The 15,378-nt window shown below is 69.0% G+C and carries 15 protein-coding genes; 8 read left to right on the top strand and 7 right to left on the bottom strand.

Annotated elements, in window-relative coordinates:
* Positions 1–11: 11 nt before the first annotated feature.
* Both ACWGE0_RS12160 and ACWGE0_RS12155 read left to right on the top strand, forming a co-directional pair.
* The gene (locus ACWGE0_RS12160) at positions 12–605 is read left to right on the top strand and encodes an Rv1733c family protein (protein WP_452260932.1); all 594 of its coding nucleotides are present in this window, start codon (positions 12–14) and stop codon (positions 603–605) included.
* Between the two features lie 47 nt (positions 606–652).
* Positions 653–1,522, top strand: a complete 870-nt coding sequence (locus ACWGE0_RS12155) for a universal stress protein (RefSeq protein ID WP_452260931.1) — start codon at positions 653–655, stop codon at positions 1,520–1,522.
* A 63-nt stretch (positions 1,523–1,585) separates the two neighbouring features.
* On the opposite strand, the gene ACWGE0_RS12150 is transcribed toward ACWGE0_RS12155, so the two are convergent.
* The 3 genes from ACWGE0_RS12150 to ACWGE0_RS12140 all read right to left on the bottom strand — a co-directional run bounded on the left by ACWGE0_RS12150 (position 1,586) and on the right by ACWGE0_RS12140 (position 5,491).
* On the bottom strand, positions 1,586–2,137 hold the full coding sequence (locus ACWGE0_RS12150) for a hypothetical protein (RefSeq protein WP_452260930.1): 552 nt from the start codon (positions 2,135–2,137) through the stop codon (positions 1,586–1,588).
* Positions 2,138–2,225: 88 nt separating this feature from the next.
* Complete coding sequence (locus ACWGE0_RS12145; RefSeq protein WP_452260929.1) at positions 2,226–4,841, bottom strand: cation-translocating P-type ATPase; 2,616 nt, start codon at positions 4,839–4,841, stop codon at positions 2,226–2,228.
* A 281-nt stretch (positions 4,842–5,122) separates the two neighbouring features.
* Positions 5,123–5,491 (bottom strand): spore germination protein GerW family protein, encoded by a 369-nt coding sequence (locus ACWGE0_RS12140; RefSeq protein WP_452260928.1) that lies wholly within the window; start codon positions 5,489–5,491, stop codon positions 5,123–5,125.
* Between the two features lie 96 nt (positions 5,492–5,587).
* On the opposite strand from ACWGE0_RS12140, the gene ACWGE0_RS12135 reads away from it, so the two are divergent.
* Genes ACWGE0_RS12135 through ACWGE0_RS12125 form a run of 3 tightly spaced genes read left to right on the top strand, consistent with a single transcriptional unit; the run spans position 5,588 to position 8,362 of the window.
* Positions 5,588–6,475 carry an ATP-binding cassette domain-containing protein gene (locus ACWGE0_RS12135; protein WP_452260927.1) on the top strand — a complete coding sequence of 296 codons (888 nt, stop codon included), beginning with the start codon at positions 5,588–5,590 and terminating at the stop codon, positions 6,473–6,475.
* Positions 6,472–8,049 (top strand): ABC transporter permease, encoded by a 1,578-nt coding sequence (locus ACWGE0_RS12130; RefSeq protein WP_452260926.1) that lies wholly within the window; start codon positions 6,472–6,474, stop codon positions 8,047–8,049. Before ACWGE0_RS12135 ends, ACWGE0_RS12130 begins: the two co-directional genes overlap by 4 nt.
* Positions 8,050–8,059: 10 nt before the next feature.
* On the top strand, positions 8,060–8,362 hold the full coding sequence (locus tag ACWGE0_RS12125; protein ID WP_319969288.1) for an HPF/RaiA family ribosome-associated protein: 303 nt from the start codon (positions 8,060–8,062) through the stop codon (positions 8,360–8,362).
* 4 nt (positions 8,363–8,366) lie between these two features.
* Here ACWGE0_RS12125 and ACWGE0_RS12120 read toward each other — a convergent pair whose 3' ends face one another.
* Genes ACWGE0_RS12120 through ACWGE0_RS12105 form a run of 4 tightly spaced genes read right to left on the bottom strand, consistent with a single transcriptional unit; the run spans position 8,367 to position 11,762 of the window.
* Positions 8,367–8,861, bottom strand: a complete 495-nt coding sequence (locus ACWGE0_RS12120; RefSeq protein ID WP_452260925.1) for a flavodoxin domain-containing protein — start codon at positions 8,859–8,861, stop codon at positions 8,367–8,369.
* Positions 8,858–10,252 (bottom strand): PEP/pyruvate-binding domain-containing protein, encoded by a 1,395-nt coding sequence (locus ACWGE0_RS12115; RefSeq protein WP_452260924.1) that lies wholly within the window; start codon positions 10,250–10,252, stop codon positions 8,858–8,860. The genes ACWGE0_RS12120 and ACWGE0_RS12115 overlap by 4 nt, the downstream gene beginning before the upstream one ends.
* Positions 10,249–11,289 carry an Acg family FMN-binding oxidoreductase gene (locus ACWGE0_RS12110; protein WP_452260923.1) on the bottom strand — a complete coding sequence of 347 codons (1,041 nt, stop codon included), beginning with the start codon at positions 11,287–11,289 and terminating at the stop codon, positions 10,249–10,251. Before ACWGE0_RS12110 ends, ACWGE0_RS12115 begins: the two co-directional genes overlap by 4 nt.
* Before the next feature lie 53 nt (positions 11,290–11,342).
* The gene (locus ACWGE0_RS12105) at positions 11,343–11,762 is read right to left on the bottom strand and encodes a universal stress protein (RefSeq protein ID WP_452260922.1); all 420 of its coding nucleotides are present in this window, start codon (positions 11,760–11,762) and stop codon (positions 11,343–11,345) included.
* Between the two features lie 160 nt (positions 11,763–11,922).
* Between ACWGE0_RS12105 and ACWGE0_RS12100 the strand changes: the two genes are divergently transcribed.
* The 3 genes from ACWGE0_RS12100 (at position 11,923) to ACWGE0_RS12090 (ending at position 14,868) form a co-directional block, all read left to right on the top strand.
* The gene (locus tag ACWGE0_RS12100; protein WP_452260921.1) at positions 11,923–12,609 is read left to right on the top strand and encodes a CBS domain-containing protein; all 687 of its coding nucleotides are present in this window, start codon (positions 11,923–11,925) and stop codon (positions 12,607–12,609) included.
* Between the two features lie 8 nt (positions 12,610–12,617).
* Positions 12,618–13,238, top strand: a complete 621-nt coding sequence (locus ACWGE0_RS12095) for a CBS domain-containing protein (RefSeq protein WP_452260920.1) — start codon at positions 12,618–12,620, stop codon at positions 13,236–13,238.
* Positions 13,239–13,554: 316 nt separating this feature from the next.
* Positions 13,555–14,868 carry a protein kinase domain-containing protein gene (locus ACWGE0_RS12090; RefSeq protein ID WP_452260919.1) on the top strand — a complete coding sequence of 438 codons (1,314 nt, stop codon included), beginning with the start codon at positions 13,555–13,557 and terminating at the stop codon, positions 14,866–14,868.
* Positions 14,869–15,378: the final 510 nt, after the last annotated feature.

Raw genomic sequence — 15,378 nt, 5'->3', positions numbered from 1 at the left:
GGAGGTGGACGATGACCGCGAACACGATGTCCCGACTAGTCCGCAGGGCATTCCCCGGACGCAACCCGCTTGCCACGTTCGGCGACCGGATCGAGGGTGCGGTGCTCGCGCTGGGGGTCGTGGTGGCGTTGCTCGCCGTCCCCGTGGCCGGCGCGGTCGGCTCGGAGATCTACGCGACGCACGAGTCGCGCGTCGAAACCGAGCAGAAGCGCCGGACCCAGGTAAGCGCAGTGCTTGTCGAGGACGCGCCGTCGATGGACGGTGCCGCCAGCAGCGAAGCGCTGGTCGAGACGACCGATGCTGTCGCGACCTGGCGCACGCCGGACGGCCTTGTGCGGAAGGGCGTCGTTCGAGCGCCCTACGGCGCCGGGGCCGGCACGACTCTGCGAATCTGGGTTGATCTCAGCGGTGAGCCGGCCGAGCCTCCCATGACGAACCAGGGAGCCGCGTTCAACGCGATCTTCAGCGCACTGCTGCTGTGGGGCCTGATCGCGGGCACGATGGCGCTGGTGTTCGGACTCGTGAGGTTCGCGTGCATGAGGGTTCGCCTGCGCTGGTGGCAGCTCGAGTGGGAGCTGACTGCGCCGGACTGGACCGGGCGTTGAGACGGGCCACCGTTCCTGTTGGACATTCGAACGTCGTCGTTGCCGGTGTGGACGGATCCGAGCCCTCGCTGCGTGCGGTCCGCTGGGCGGCTGAGGAGGCGGCTCGGCGGGGCGCGGAACTCCGCCTCGTCCACGCCGAACTGCCGCTGCCTGCCGGCGTCCCAGATGCTTCCGGCATGGCCCGCAGTGCACTGCACGACGAGGCCATGGGGTGGATGCAGGATGCAGTCGCGGCCGTGAAGGAGATCGCTCCAGGTCTCGACTTCCAGACGCGTGTCGAGGTGAGCGCGGATGCCTGGTTGCTGGAGCAGGAGTCCGAGGTGGCGGCGGTCGTCGTGGTCGGCCCCCGTGGTCTCGGTGGCTTCGCTGGTCTGCCTCTCGGCTCCGTCGCCATCGCGCTGTCGTCCTGCTCGAGATGCCCGGTTGTCGTCGTCAGGGGCGAGGATTCCGCTCCAGACGCACCTGTGGTCGTCGGTGTAGACGGTGCGCCGGAGAACTGGCTCGTCGTGGACCGGGCGTTCGAGGAGGCTGCCGTTCGCGGCACCTCACTGGTGGCGGTGCACGCCTGGACCCCGCCGCTGGGGGACGAGGATTTCGCCGCGTCGGTCGGGATCCCCTGGTCCGAGCTCGGCGCCGTCCGCGAGTCACTCTTGGCGCAACGGCTCGCCGCCTGTGCTTACCGCCATCCTGACGTTCTCGTCGAGCAGTACGTGCTGTACGGATCTCCGACGGCACGACTCGTGGAGTTCGGCGAGCGAGCTTCGCTGCTCGTCGTCGGGTTGCATGGAGGAGGCTGGCCCAGTGGCCTCGAGCTGGGCGCGACGAGCCACGCCGTACTGCAGTTCGCACCGTGCCCGGTTCTCCTCGCGCGGCCTGGGCTGACCGAGCAGATCGGGCATGCGCGACGCGCCGTCTGACCCCGCACAGACCAAGAGAAAGGGCGCCGCGTCCGCGGCGCCCTCGCTCACTTCTTTTGTTGTTCACCGCAGCCAAGGGTTCGCCTTGACCACCGGCAGACCATTCCACCAGCGCGCCAGACCCCACGTGACACCGGACGCGCTGGCCGCGAGGGCGATCAGCACCAGTGCGTAGACGACGTGGTAGTCGATGAGCGGGTTGGTCGACATCGTCGCCTCGCCCGCCGAGGTGTGCTGCGCCGGCGGCCATTCCGCGACCCACATGAGCAGCATCATCAGTGCGCCGCTGACGGCCGCGATTCGCAGGCCGATGCCGAGCACCAGCGCCGCGCCGACCGCGAGCAGACCGGCCATGAAGAGCAGGTCGGCCCACCAGGCGCCGGCGATGTCGTGGAACAACGACTCGAACGGCCCGACGGCGACCCGGCTGAGGAAGCCCTTCGTGGGTGAGCCTCCCGAGAACCACGCGTTCTTGGCCTGGGTGGCGTAGCCGAGACCGAACGCCTTGTCGACGAACGCCCAGAGGAACAGCAACCCGGTCACGACGCGCAGCACCGCGAGGGGCACATCACTCGCTTCGGTTCGGGTGCGAGCAGGAGCGTGAACAGCGGACATCTTTACCTCCCAGGAAGTTCTTCTACCTTGAGTCTTGTCAGGAACGTCGCGCGCGAACGCAGCCGTTGGTCCCGGTTCGGTCGGGACATCACGACCTGCCGCGGCGATACCAGCGCCACAGCTCGTCCACGCCCCACACGATCACCGGGAAGGCGGCGAGCAGAGCCAGGTGTTCGACTGGTGGTACGGCGGTGCCGAAGACGCGCTGCAGAGCGGGAACGGTCACCACGGCGGCCGCGAATAGGACCTCGAACACGATGCCCCACAACAACAAACGGTTGCTGAAGACGCCGATCGACCGCAGCGACGCGTACTGGGTGCGGGACGCGAAGGCCGTGCCGAGCTGGCAGGCGACGATGCCCAGGAACGACATCGTGGTCGCCTGCACCCACACGTCGTGCAACGGCGCACCTTCACCGACCGGATCGCCTGGTGACCAGCCGCCCGAGACCAGGGTGAGGAAGAACCCGCCGAGCACCAGCAATGCCGAGACGCCGCCCAACAGTCCCCAGGCGCGCCACAGCATCTGCCGGTTGATGACGCCATCGGTGTGGTGCCGCGGCGGTCGCGACATGAGGCCGGGCTCGGCAGGTTCGCGGCCGAGTGCCAGTGCGGGCAGGGTTTCGGTGCCGAGGTCGATCGCCAGGATCTGCAATACCGTGAGCGGCAAGGGAATCGCGCCACCGGACAGCGCGAACAGCAGGAACGGGATCACTTCCGGGGTGGCGTGGGCGAAGATGTAGAGGATGAACTTGCGGACGTTGTCGTAGACCCGCCGGCCCGCCTCCACCGCGGTCACGATGGTGGCGAAGTTGTCGTCGGTGAGCACCATCGTCGACGCCTCGCGTGCCACGTCGGTACCGGAACGTCCCATGGCGACCCCGATGTCCGCACGGCGCAGCGCCGGCGCGTCGTTCACGCCGTCGCCGGTCATCGCCACGACGTTGCCCTGCGCCCGCAACGCGTCGGCGACGCGCAGCTTCACCTCGGGGGAGCTGCGCGCGAAGATCAGCTCCTCGTTGTCGCGCAGCAGTTCGTCCAGGTCGGCCTCGGTCATGTCGTCCAGCTCGGCGCCGGTGACGACCTTCGTGCCGTTGCGGGCGATTCCGACCTGGCGCGCGATCTCCTTCGCCGTGAGCCCGTGGTCGCCGGTGACCACGATGAGGCGGATACCCGCGGTGTGGCAGCGCGCCACGGCGTCGGCGACCTCAGGCCGTGGCGGATCGAACATCGCCATCAGACCCAGCAGCTCGAGGTCGCGCTCGGCATCCTCCCGGTGCTCAGGGATTGCGTCGCATCGTCGTCGAGCGACTGCCAGCACACGAAGACCGCGTTGCGCGTACTCGGCAATCACGCGCTCCACCTCGGCGGAGTCGTAGGCCGTCAACCGGGCCAGCACTTCCTCGGGTGCACCCTTGACGTTGACCACCAGACCGTGGTCACTGTGATCCACAGTGGACATCATGCGCAGCGCCGGATCGAAGTGGAACTGACGCACGCGGTGGTCTCCACGGCCTGTCGTGGACACCTCGGCACCAATCTCCGACGCTGCGTGCAACAGGGCGAGCTCGGTTGGGTCGCCGCTGCCCGCATCGAGGTCGGCGTTGTTGCACGCGGAGACCGCTGCGGCCAACGCGGTGCGATCGCCATCCGGCGTCCAGATATCGGTGACCGTCATGCGGTTCTGCGTCAGCGTGCCGGTCTTGTCCGTGCAGATCACCGTGGTCGAACCAAGCGTCTCGACCGCGGACAGCCGTTTCACGACAGCACCGCCACGAGCGAGCGACCGCACCCCGACGGCCAAGGCGAGCGTGATGGTCGGCAGCAGGCCTTCCGGCACGTTCGCGACGAGCAACCCGATCGCGAAGTTGAACGAGTCCGGCAACGGCAGCCCCGCGACGAACACGCCAAGCGGCAGGAACGCCATTCCAGCGCCGACCGCCACCGCGGCGATCAGCCACGCCACCCGCTTCACCTGACGTTCCAAGGGACTTTCGTCCCGCCCGACTCGCTGCGACAGCGCGGCGATCCGGCCCAGCTCGGTGCGCATGCCCGTTGCGAAGACGACTGCCTTCGCTTCACCTCCAGTGCAGCTGGTGCCGCTGAACACCAGGTCCCGCGCGTCGAGCAGCGGCCCTGCGACGTCGGTGAGCTCCGTGGAACGGTAGGCAGGCAGCGACTCGCCGTTGAGGGTCGACAGGTCGATTTCGATACCGCCCTCGATCAGCCGCGCGTCGGCCGAGACGCGATCGCCTTCCTCGACGATCAGCACGTCACCCGGCACGAGTTCGCGGGCGGGGATCGACGCGCGCACGCCGTCGCGCAGCACCGAGGCCTTTGCCGGCAGGTAGGCGGCGAGCGCCTCGACGGCCTTCTCCGCCTGCTGCTCCTGGACGAACGCCAGCCCGGCGTTGAGGACGATCACCGCGACGATCGCGGTGCCGAGTGGCGTGGTGCCGGCGACGATCGCGAGGACAGCGGCCAGCGCCAGCAGCAGTGCCAGCGGGTGGGTGAACTGGCGCAGGAGTTGCTTGGGCCAGTCCCGCCGTTTGTGGCGAGTGAGTTCGTTGGGGCCGTGCGCGACCAGCCGCCTGGCCGCCTCGCGACCCGACAGGCCGGTCGGCCTTGTCCGCAGGTCCCGGAACAGCCGGTCCAGCGGCTCCCGAGGATCGCTGTCTGGTTCGGTCGCAGTCGTGGTCGCCATGATTGTGAGCATCACCAGCGCGCGGCAGTGTCCCCAGGACCTAGGGACACGTCTGAGGTGCGACGTTGGTCCCGGCCTAGTCACCGCGTTGGGATCTGCGTCACACCCTGCCGGGAAGAGTCGACGGCCTGTGGTGCGACTTCACCGCGACGAACGACCTGTGCACCGGGGGCTTGGTCGCGGCGGCACACAGGTCGCAGTCAGGGCACCGGGTTCTCGCAGTGCTCACCTCGTCCGGCGAACGCGTTGTCGGCTCGCTGTTGGCGGTCTGAAAGCCCCGATCACTTGCGCGACTTCAAGAAGCGTGCGGCCACGAAGATCGCCGCGACGGCGACCGCGCCCATGGTGGCGATCAGCCGGTTCACGTCGACCGTGGGTACCCACCGCACGTTGTCGCCGTTGATTACGTAGGCGCCGGTGGGTTTCGCGGAGATCCCGAACCCTCCGCCTTCCCCCTCCTGGCCCTTCTCATCCCGGCCTGAACCACCACCGGTGCCACCCGAGATGGACGCGGCGGCGATGACGGTGACCCCGTTCCGCTCGTACGGCTCGGCGTAGACCCGCTTCGCCTCCACGGAGTTCTTGACGCTGGCGATCAGTTCCTCGATCTTCATCATCACTCCCGGTTCGTCGGTCGTCAGCCCCAGCATCCGGTGAACGGACCCTGCCGGGCAGGGCACTTCGACTCCGTGTGGACGTGCCGCCGGCCCCTCTTTCGGCCACGGCCAGGTACCCAGCGTCGAACCATGACAGCAGCCATCTCCCTGACCGGTGTGCGGAAGGCGTACGGCCGGACCAACGCACTCGACGGTCTCGACCTGACCGCGCAGGTCGGGGAAGTGCACGGCCTGCTCGGACCCAACGGCGCGGGCAAGACGACGACTCTGCGCATCCTGCTCGGCCTGCTACGCGCGGACGATGGCACCGTCACTCTTCTCGGCGGCGACCCGTGGCGGGACGCGGCCACCCTGCACCGGCGCTTGGCCTACGTGCCCGGCGACGTGACGTTGTGGCCCAACCTGACCGGCGGCGAGGTGATCGACCTGCTCGGCAGGCTCCGCGGCGGGCTGAACACGACCCGCAAGGCCGAGCTGATCGAGCGGTTCGAGTTCGACCCGACGAAGAAAGGCCGCGCTTACTCGTCCGGCAACCGGCAGAAGGTCGCGCTGATCGCCGCGCTCGCCAGCGACGCCGAGCTGCTGTTGCTCGATGAGCCGACCGCTGGGCTGGACCCGCTGATGCAAGCCGTGTTCGAGAACTACCTCGCGGTGCTCCGGACCGAGGGCAGGACGGTGCTGCTGAGCAGCCACGTGCTCGCCGAGGTCGAGAAGGTGTGCGACCGCGTCAGCATCATCCGCCACGGCAAGCTCGTCGAAAGCGGCTCGCTCACGGATCTGCGACACCTCACTCGCACCACGATCGAAGCTGACCTCGTCAGCCCGCCCAACGGGTTCGTCTCGCTGCCCGGCGTGCACGAGCCCCACCTCGACGGAACTCACCTGCGCTGTCAGGTTGACACCGACCAGCTCGACACGATCCTGCCCGCGCTCACCAAGCTCGGCGTGCGGACGCTGACGTGCCGGCCGCCGACGCTGGAGGAGCTGTTCCTGCGCCACTACGAGGTGAAGCGATGAACGGCACCCGTGAGCTCGTGCGCCTCGCTCTGCGGCGCGACCGGATCCTGCTGCCGGCCTGGATCGCCGCGTTCGTCTTGCTGGCGGTGACCTCGGCGGCCGCGACGAAGGACCTGTTCCCGACGGCGGACTCGGTGGCGCAGGCCGCGTCCCTGATGAACAACACGCCCGCACTGGTCGCGGTCTACGGCCACATCTACGACCTGACGTCGATCGGCGCGCTCGCCATGCTCAAGGCACTCGGCACCGGCTCGGTGGCGATCGCGATCTTCTCCATCGTCCTCGTCGTGCGGCACACCCGCGCTGAAGAAGAGGCGGGCAGGCTCGAGCCGGTCGGGTCGGGCGTGGTCGGCCGCCGTGCACCGCTGACCGCCGCCCTGCTGGTCGCGGTGGGCGCGAATGTGGCGCTGGGAGTCATCACGGCGGCTTCGGTGGCGGACGCCGGACTGCCCGTCGCGGGATCGGTGACGTTCACCCTGGCCTGGATGAGCGTGGGCATCGCATTCGCGTGTGTCGCGGCCGTGGCGGTGCAGCTCGTGACGAGCCGTCGCGCGTCGATGGGACTTGCCACGGCGGTGCTGGGCGTGGTGTTCGTGCTCCGTGCGATCGGGGACACCGTTGGCCCGCAGTGGCTGTCGTGGCTGTCGCCGCTGGGCTGGGGACAGCAGTTCCGGCCCTACGCCGGCGACCGCTGGTGGGTGTCCGGGATCGCGGCCGGTTTCGCGGTCGCGGTGATCGCGGCGGCGTATCGGCTCGTGGCACGGAGGGATCACGGCGCGGGCGTGCTGCGCGATCGGGTGGGGCCGGCTGCGGCGTCGCGGTGGCTGAGCGGGCCGGTCTCGTTGGCGTGGCGGCTGCAGCGAGGCTCGCTGGTGGGGTGGACGGTGGGGTTCGCCGCCTACGGCCTGCTGGTCGGCAGCGTCGTGCACCGCATCGGGGACATGGTTGGAAGTCTCGAGGCCCAGCAGATGTTCCCGCAGCTCGGCGACCGGGACGTGCTGACCGACGCGGTGCTCTCGGCGATGTTCGCGCTGCTCGGAGTGGTGGCCTCGGGCTACGGTGTGCAAGCGGCATTGCGACTGCACAGCGAGGAGGCGGAGCACCGCGCAGATGCCGTGCTGACGGCGAACGTGAGCCGCGCCAGGTGGGCGATGAGCCATGTGAGCGTCGCGCTCGCCGGTACCGCGTTGCTACTCGTAGGAGCAGGATTGTCGGCGGGCGTGGTCCACGCGGCACGGACCGGCGACACCGGCCAAGTCGGCAGGGTGTTCGTCGGTGCACTCGTGCAGGTGCCTGCGGCCTGGGTGCTCACCGGGGTCGTCCTGGTGCTGGTCGGCGCCGCGCCGAGGCTCGCCGCGCTGAGCTGGGCGGTGCTGGCGGCGTTCATGTTGCTGGGCGACCTCGGTCCCTTGCTGGGGCTGGACCAGTGGCTGCTGGATGCCTCGCCGTTCGCACACGTGCCGCACATGCCCGGCGGCGCGATCACGGCAACGCCGTTGCTGTGGCTGATCGCCGCGACCGCCGTCCTCACCGCTACCGGCCTGATCACGTTGCGGCGCAGGGACATAGGCTGAAGGAGAACTGATGAAGCACGCTGGACAGCAGGAGATCGCCAACGTCGTGGTCGATGCGGGCGATCAGACCTCGCCGGATGCCAAGCAGTACGCGCACGACCGGATCGCTCCGCTCGCCAGGTTCGCACCCGAACCGACGAACTACGCGCACGTCCGCATCGCGAACCCCGGTCCGCGCACCGTCGAGGTGCACGCGAACCTCGACGTCAACGGCACGCACGTGGTGGCGCAGGCAGAGGCGAAGACCGTCACCGAGGCGGTCGACGCCGTCCGGGACCACCTGCACCGCCAGCTGCTGAAGATGCACAACTGAGCTGTCAGCGCGCCGCGACGAGCTGCTGGGCGATCGTGTACGCCCAGCGGTCGATCTCGTGCCAGTCACGGAAATCGCCCGCCATCGGGCCCTGTGCCATCTTCTTGGCGATGAAGCTGGCAGCGGTCTCCGGCGTGAGCCTGCCGCCGAAGGTAATGGGTTCCTCCGCACCGATGCGCGCGGCGATCTCACGCACCTTGCGCGGGGCTCGCTGCGGCGTGAGATCGGTGCCGAGCGGGCCGCTGTGGAAGAGCCACAACGGCCGGGCGTGCAGGAGCTTCTCGTTGCGAGTCAGGAGCTTCACCGCTTCCCGCCGCCACCGGCCCGCGTACAGCGCGCTGCCGAGCACGACTGCCTTGTAGGGCTCGACGGAGCCGACATCCGCAGCGTCCAGCACGACGACCTCGTGCGACGCGGAACGGATCCGATTGGCGATCGCGTCTGCGATTTCCTTGGTAGCACCCATCTTGGTCGCGTAGGCGACGAGGATCTCAGTCATACCAACACCATCGTTGCGCTGGTCAGGCGTGGACAGAGCCCTTCGGTCGCCTGCACGACCGGGGCGACGATGCGTGGTGCCGTGGTGATCGGTGCCGAGCCTGCACGGACGTCTCCGGTGCTGCCGTCGACGGTGACCAGCTGGCCCTCTTTCAGCACCGTGGTGGCCGAACCGGTGCCCACCACGCACGGCACGCGCAGTTCGCGAGCCACGATGGCGGCGTGGCAGGTGATGCCGCCGCCGTCGGTGACCACTGCGGACGCGCGGCGCATCGTCGGCACCCAGTCGGGGTTGGTCATCTCGGCGACCAGCACCTCGCCGTCGCGCAATCGGTTCCCTTCGTCGGGGGAGCGCAGCACGCGGACCCGGCCAGAAGCAATCCCCGGTGAGGCGGCCAGGCCGGCGACCAGCGGACCTGACAACGGTGCGGCTTCCTCTGGCAGAGTTGTGATCGGCCGGGATTGGACGAGCCACGTCTTGCCGTCGGCGATGGCCCACTCGGTGTCCTGGGGTTCGCCGTAGTGCCGTTGCACGCGCTGGCCCAGCTGGCCGATCGCGATGGCCTCGGCCTCGGTGAGCACCTGCGCGTGTGATTCCTCGGTGTCGAGGTCGATGCGTTCGTCGTTGCCGTTCGCGCCACGCACGATCTTGTGCGTCTTCCTGCCAACGCGTGTGTCCACAAGAGACACCACATCGCCGTTGCGGCGCAGGACGTACGTGTCCGGTTCGACCGCGCCGCTGACGACGACTTCGCCGAGCCCGAACGAGGCCTCGACGAGCATCTTGTCGCGGTCACCGCTGGAAGGGTCAGCGGTGAACATGACGCCGGAGCGTTCGGCGTTCACCATCCTCTGCACTACCACGGCGATCGCGGGCTCGTCGGTGATGCCCTGTTCGGCCCGGTAGGCGATCGAGCGCGTGCCGAACAACGACACCCAGCAGTCCAGCAGCCGGTCCAGCACGGCGTGCGCGCCTCGGGTGTTGGTGAAGGTGCTGTTCATGCCCGCGAACGACGAGCCGGCGGTGTCCTCGGAGGTGGCCGAGGAACGGACCGCCACGGACTCGTCTTGGCCGAGGCCGCGATATGCCTGCAAGACCGCGTGCCGCACGTCGTCGGAGACGCCCGCCTTGCGCACCAGCTCGCGCATCCGTTCGGCGGACTCCTCCAGCCGCTGCGGCGAGGTACCTCGGTCTAGCGCGATCACGAGCTCGGCGGCGAGGTCGTCGCGAACCTGGCTCATGGACGTCAGGAACGCCTCGGCGGTGACGACGAAGCCGGGCGGCACCGGCAGCCCGGCGCCGGTGAGTTCACCGAGGTTGGCGCCCTTGCCTCCGGCGACGGAGGTGTCGTTCTTGCCGAGCGTGCTGAAGTCGCGGATGTAGGTGGTCACTTCGGCTCCTGGTCGCGGAGGAGGTCGATGACGGGACGGCGGGGTGTGGCGGGCAAAGGGTCGGCGTTGAACGCGGCCCACCCGACGCGGATGACCAGCTGCGGGCAGGTGGCACTGCCGAGGACCTCGTCGCGCACCAACTCCCTGGTCTTCACGACCTCCAGCGGCTGGCTGAGCGGGCAGCTCGCCAGCCCTGCGGCGGTCGCTTCCAGCAGCACCGCGCTGGTTGCCTCGCCGGCGCGCAGCCGGGACAGGTCGTCGTCGGACGACGTGCTCAGCACGAGGAGCGTTCCCGCGTCCTCACCGAGCAGGCTGGGACCGCCCTGCAGCAACGATCCCGGCGCGAACTCGCGCATCCGCAGGTCGCCGTACTGGCGGGAACCTGCGGGGATGTTGGCGGCGGGAACACCGGCTGACGCACCGGGATACACACCGCTCCACTGCCGGATCTCGGCTTGATAGGCCGGGTCGGCTTCCTGGATGCCGGCGGCCGTGCCGATCGCGATCAGGAGTTGGTCGTGTGCCTTGCCGGTGACGACGTGGGCGTCCACCCCTTCGGCACGGGCGGTCACCACGAGTTGCTGGAGGATCTCGTCGGGGGCGGGCCAGGAGGAGAAGGCGCGGCGATCGCTGCGCCTGCGGGGAATCGCGGCGGCGAGCGCGACGTGCGACTCCCTCGGTTCGAACGGCTGGAACTCGATCGCCGCGAGGTGGTCTGGCTGGGCGGGGTTGGGCAACCGGTGGACCTTCGCACGCCAGCCGAGTGCGGCGAGCCCGACTCGCAGGTGGTGCAACGCGGCCCCGCAGCTGATGATCAGGTCGGCGCCCAGCGGATCCGTCGCGGGCAGGCCGCGCGTGTGGTCGGCGTACAGGTGCAGGCTGCGCGCACCGGCCTCCCAGCGCCACGGCTGGGAGTTGTGCACCGAAGGTGCGCGTCCGGCGAGTGCTACCGCTGCTCGTACCGTTGTCTCGTCGGGCTGACCGCGGTCCATCCCGCTCACCTCCACGTTGAAGTCCTGCTTTGAAGCTCGCAGCACGAGCGGCCGCTGGAGAGGGGCCTACGTCCAGGCCTGGCCGGGACCCGAGGCACTCACCGCAGCATCAACGGACCCGCGTGCTGTTCGGCGCCGTTGGGAACCACCACGACCGGGCACAGCGCGTGGCGCAGGCAGAACGTCGTGACCGAGCTGAACACCACGAGATCCCGCTTGCGGGAACCGTGTCCGCCCACGACAAGGCACGGTGCGTGCTTGGACAGCTCGACGAGCGTGGGGCCGGGAACGCCGTGCGGCGTCTGCAGTTCCACTCGGACGCCATCGGCTTCCTGCCCCAGCTCTTCGAGTGCGACCCGGAGGTCCTCCTTGTGCGCCGCCTCGAAACCCAGCTGACACACCCCCACCGCCAGCACGGCGGTGTTGGTGCGCTTGGCTTCCCGCACGGCCCACGACAACGCGGCGCGTGCGGCGGGCGACTTGTCGACTCCGACGACTATGCGTGACTTCTCGCTCATGCCTTCAGCGTGCTGAGCCCGCCCGCCTGGTCGCAGGGTCCTTCGGTCCTCGCGGTAGGGGCGAAACGTCCCGGCCCGCCCACCCCCTTGGCACGTGTCTGATCGCTGCATCGCCGACAAGGCTTGGTCACATACCGACCAAGGATTGCCGGAGGGTGTCATGCGTGAACCGACAGTCGCCTCGCTGATGACACGTGAGGTGATCACCGCAGACGTCGAGTGCCCGTTCAAGGACCTCGTACAGCTGCTGGAGGACAACAAGATCAGCGCGGTGCCCGTGCTCGACGGCGGCTATCCGGTCGGCGTCGTCTCCGAAGCCGACCTGCTGCCCAAGGAGGAGTTCCGCGGCGGCACCGAAGACGCGCCCGGTCTGTTCGCGGGTCGTGCGACGAAGCACCGCTGGGAGCAGGCGAGCGGTGTTACCGCCCGCGACGTGATGACGTCGCCGGTCAAGAGCATCGCGCCGGACCTCGCCGCGAGCGCGGCCGCTCGCGAGCTTGCGGCCACCGGTGTGCGCAGGCTCTTCGTCATGGACTCCGACGGCGCGCTGGTCGGCGTGCTGTCCCGTCGCGACCTGCTGAAGCTCTTCGTACGTGAGGACGAGGAGCTGCGCACGACGATCCGCGACGAGATCTTCGGCCGGATGCTGTGGGTCGACCCCGACTCCCTCTACGTCGCGGTGACCGACGGAGTGGTGACGGTGCAGGGGCAGCTGGACCGGCAGAGCGAAGTGGAGATCGCCGAACACCTCATCCGCGTCCTGCCGGGCGTGGTCGACGTGCACAACCAGTTGAGGGCTGGGTGGAACGACACCACGCACACCCGCCAGACCGAGATCTTCGGCTGAGGAGCGTCATGAGGACTCGAGACGTGATGACCACGGACGTCGTGGTCGTCGAACAGGACACGCCCGCGCGTGACGCCGCCAGGCTGATCGCCGAACGTGGCTTCACCGCCCTGCCCGTGGTCGACGCCTTGGGCGCGTTGGTCGGCATGGTCAGCGAAGCCGATCTGCTGAAGAACCGCCTGCCGCAGGACCCGAGAGGGCTTGTGCACGGCGAACCCGTCGAAGCCAGGCAGGCGCCTGCCGACGTGGTCGCCGAGGTGATGACGAAGTCTCCGGTGACCGTGAGTCCGAACGCCGATCTGGCCGAGGTCGCCGCCCTGATGCTCGACCACGGTGTGCGCAGCGTGCCGGTCGTGCACGAGGGCCACCTCGCTGGAATCGTGACCCGCAGAGACATGCTGCGCTCCATCACCCGCGCGGACTGGGTCATCCAGGCCGAGATCCACAACCGGCTGGGCATGGTCGGCGGCGTGCAACGCTGGCAGGTCGCGGTGACCGGCGGCAAGGTGTCCATCGTGGACAAGGGCAACAGCGCCACCGAACGGCACGTGGTGGACGTGCTGGTCCGCGCAGTCGCGGGTGTGACCGACGTCGAGTTCACCACCGAACCCGTACGCGCGGGGAGCTGACGATGGAAAGGAAGCGTTGTAGGGCGCGGGCTTCCTGCACCCCTGGTCGGCCTTCGGCGGGGCGAGCGTGCACCCGTTGGCGCGGAAGTCATTCTGACGCGCGACGTACTGCTCGAACGAGAGGTTGACGGTCTCGTTCGCGTACCGCACCTGTTCGGCCTGATCCGCCGCCGGGCCGGCGGCGGCCATCGGTCCGTGGAGCGCCGCGGCCAGGAGGGCTCCGATTCCCATGACCGAGTGCGGCTTTAGATCTAGAACCCAGCTCGCGAGAAGTCGAAGGTGGCCGATGGTCGGCTCAGCCAAGTAGCGTCGGCATGTGCCAGAAGAGGGTGAGGTCATCGCCGGGCGGTACCGGCTGGTGTCGTCGATCGGGCAAGGATCCATGGGGGTGGTCTGGCAGGCGCGCGACGAGCAGCTCGACCGCGTGATCGCGGTCAAGCTGCTCAACACGGACCGGCAGTCCCCGGACGCGGTGGCGCAGATGCTGCGCGAGGGCCGGGTCGCCGGTCGGCTGCGGCATCCGCACGCGATCAGGGTGTACGAGGTCGTCGAGCACGACGGCAAGCCCTGTCTGGTGCTGGAGTACCTGCCCTCCCGCAGCCTCGCGGAGCTGATCGCCGAACGGGGCGCGCTGCCGCCGGGCGTGGTCGCGGCCGTGGGCAGGCAGGTCGCCGCCGCGCTGGCGGCGGCGCACGCAGAGGGCATCGTGCACCGGGACGTCTCGACGTTCAACGTCCTGCTGGCCGAGGACGGCATCGCGAAGATCACCGACTTCGGCATCGCCCGCGCGGTCGGCGAGGGCACGGTGACCGACGCCCGCTTGATCGTCGGCACGCCGGCCTTCCTGGCGCCGGAGGTGGCGGCGGGCGAGGCGGCGACGTTCGCCTCGGACGTGTTCTCCCTCGGCGCGACCCTCTACGCAGCACTGGAGGGCACGCCGCCGTTCGGCTTGGACGACAACCCCTACGCGCTCCTGCAACGCGTGGTCCGGGGGGAGTTCGAGCCGCCACGGTTGGGTGGCCCGCTCGGCGAGGTGCTCCTGCGCCTCCTGCATCGTGACGCGGCACAACGCCCGACGATGGCCGAGGCCCAGAAGCTGCTCGCGGCGGTCGCGGAGGGACTGCCGCTGCCCGCTGCGCCCCCGAAGAGCGGGACGCGGATGCTGCTCGTCCGCCGCCACCTGCCACGCCGGGTGATCGCGATGGTCGCCGGTGCGGCTGTCCTGGTCGCCGCCGGTGTTGTGATCGGCACCGTCGTGCAGGGCGACCGGCCCAGCAGCAGCGCCCAGACCAACTCCACCACGGCGACGACCACGGTCACGACCGCGAACGCCTGCGTTGCCCGTTACGAGGTGACCAACTCGTGGCCGGGCGGCTACCAGGTCGAGGTGACCGTGGGCAACACCAGCGGAGGCGGCCTAACCGGCTGGACCATCACGTGGCAGCCGGCTGCGGGCCACACCATCGGCAACCTGTGGAACGGCACCCTGACCCAGAACGCGACCGCGGTGACCGTCACCAACGCCGGCCACAACGCCGTGCTCGCTGCTGGGGGAACCACCTCGTTCGGGTTCGTCGCCGCCGGTCCTGAACCCGCTCGCCCGGCCGTGACCTGCTCCACCGCCAACTGAAACGTTGGCTTACCGGTCAACGGAAGGGAGGCGGGGTGATCAACGAGTACCGATATGCGGCTTGAGCTGCAGCGATGACTTTTCGAGCGGTGCAGGCGACCAGCTCGGCGATGACGATCAACCGGACGCGGCTGCCCATGCATGACATTGTCGTGGGTCGTGCCCCCGATCGGGTTTACATTTGTGATCTCGATGAGATGACGCCACCTCACCGCACCCACCGATCATTCGCTTGCGCGGCGCCCTTGCGGATCCGGCCCCAGCCTCTTGAATCCGATCAGATCGAACGCCTCAGCGTAAATCGGCAAGACTGTCTCGGCGGAGATGTCCACGAGTATCGCCATGCGTCTTAACCTGCATGGACATAGTTTTCGGCACGCACAACGTGGCGTGCTAAGGACGTGGTTCGCCGGGAGGTGCCTGTTCGTTTCCGGGTACCGGTTCAGGCGATATCACTGGCGGTGCCGGGCTCGATTCGACAGGCGGGGGAGTCAGGTTGCCTGGGCCCCT

The organism is Lentzea sp. NPDC054927, assembly GCF_053610285.1.
The sequence above is the reverse complement of the archived record's forward strand: the minus strand, read 5'-3'. Positions and strand labels throughout refer to the sequence as shown.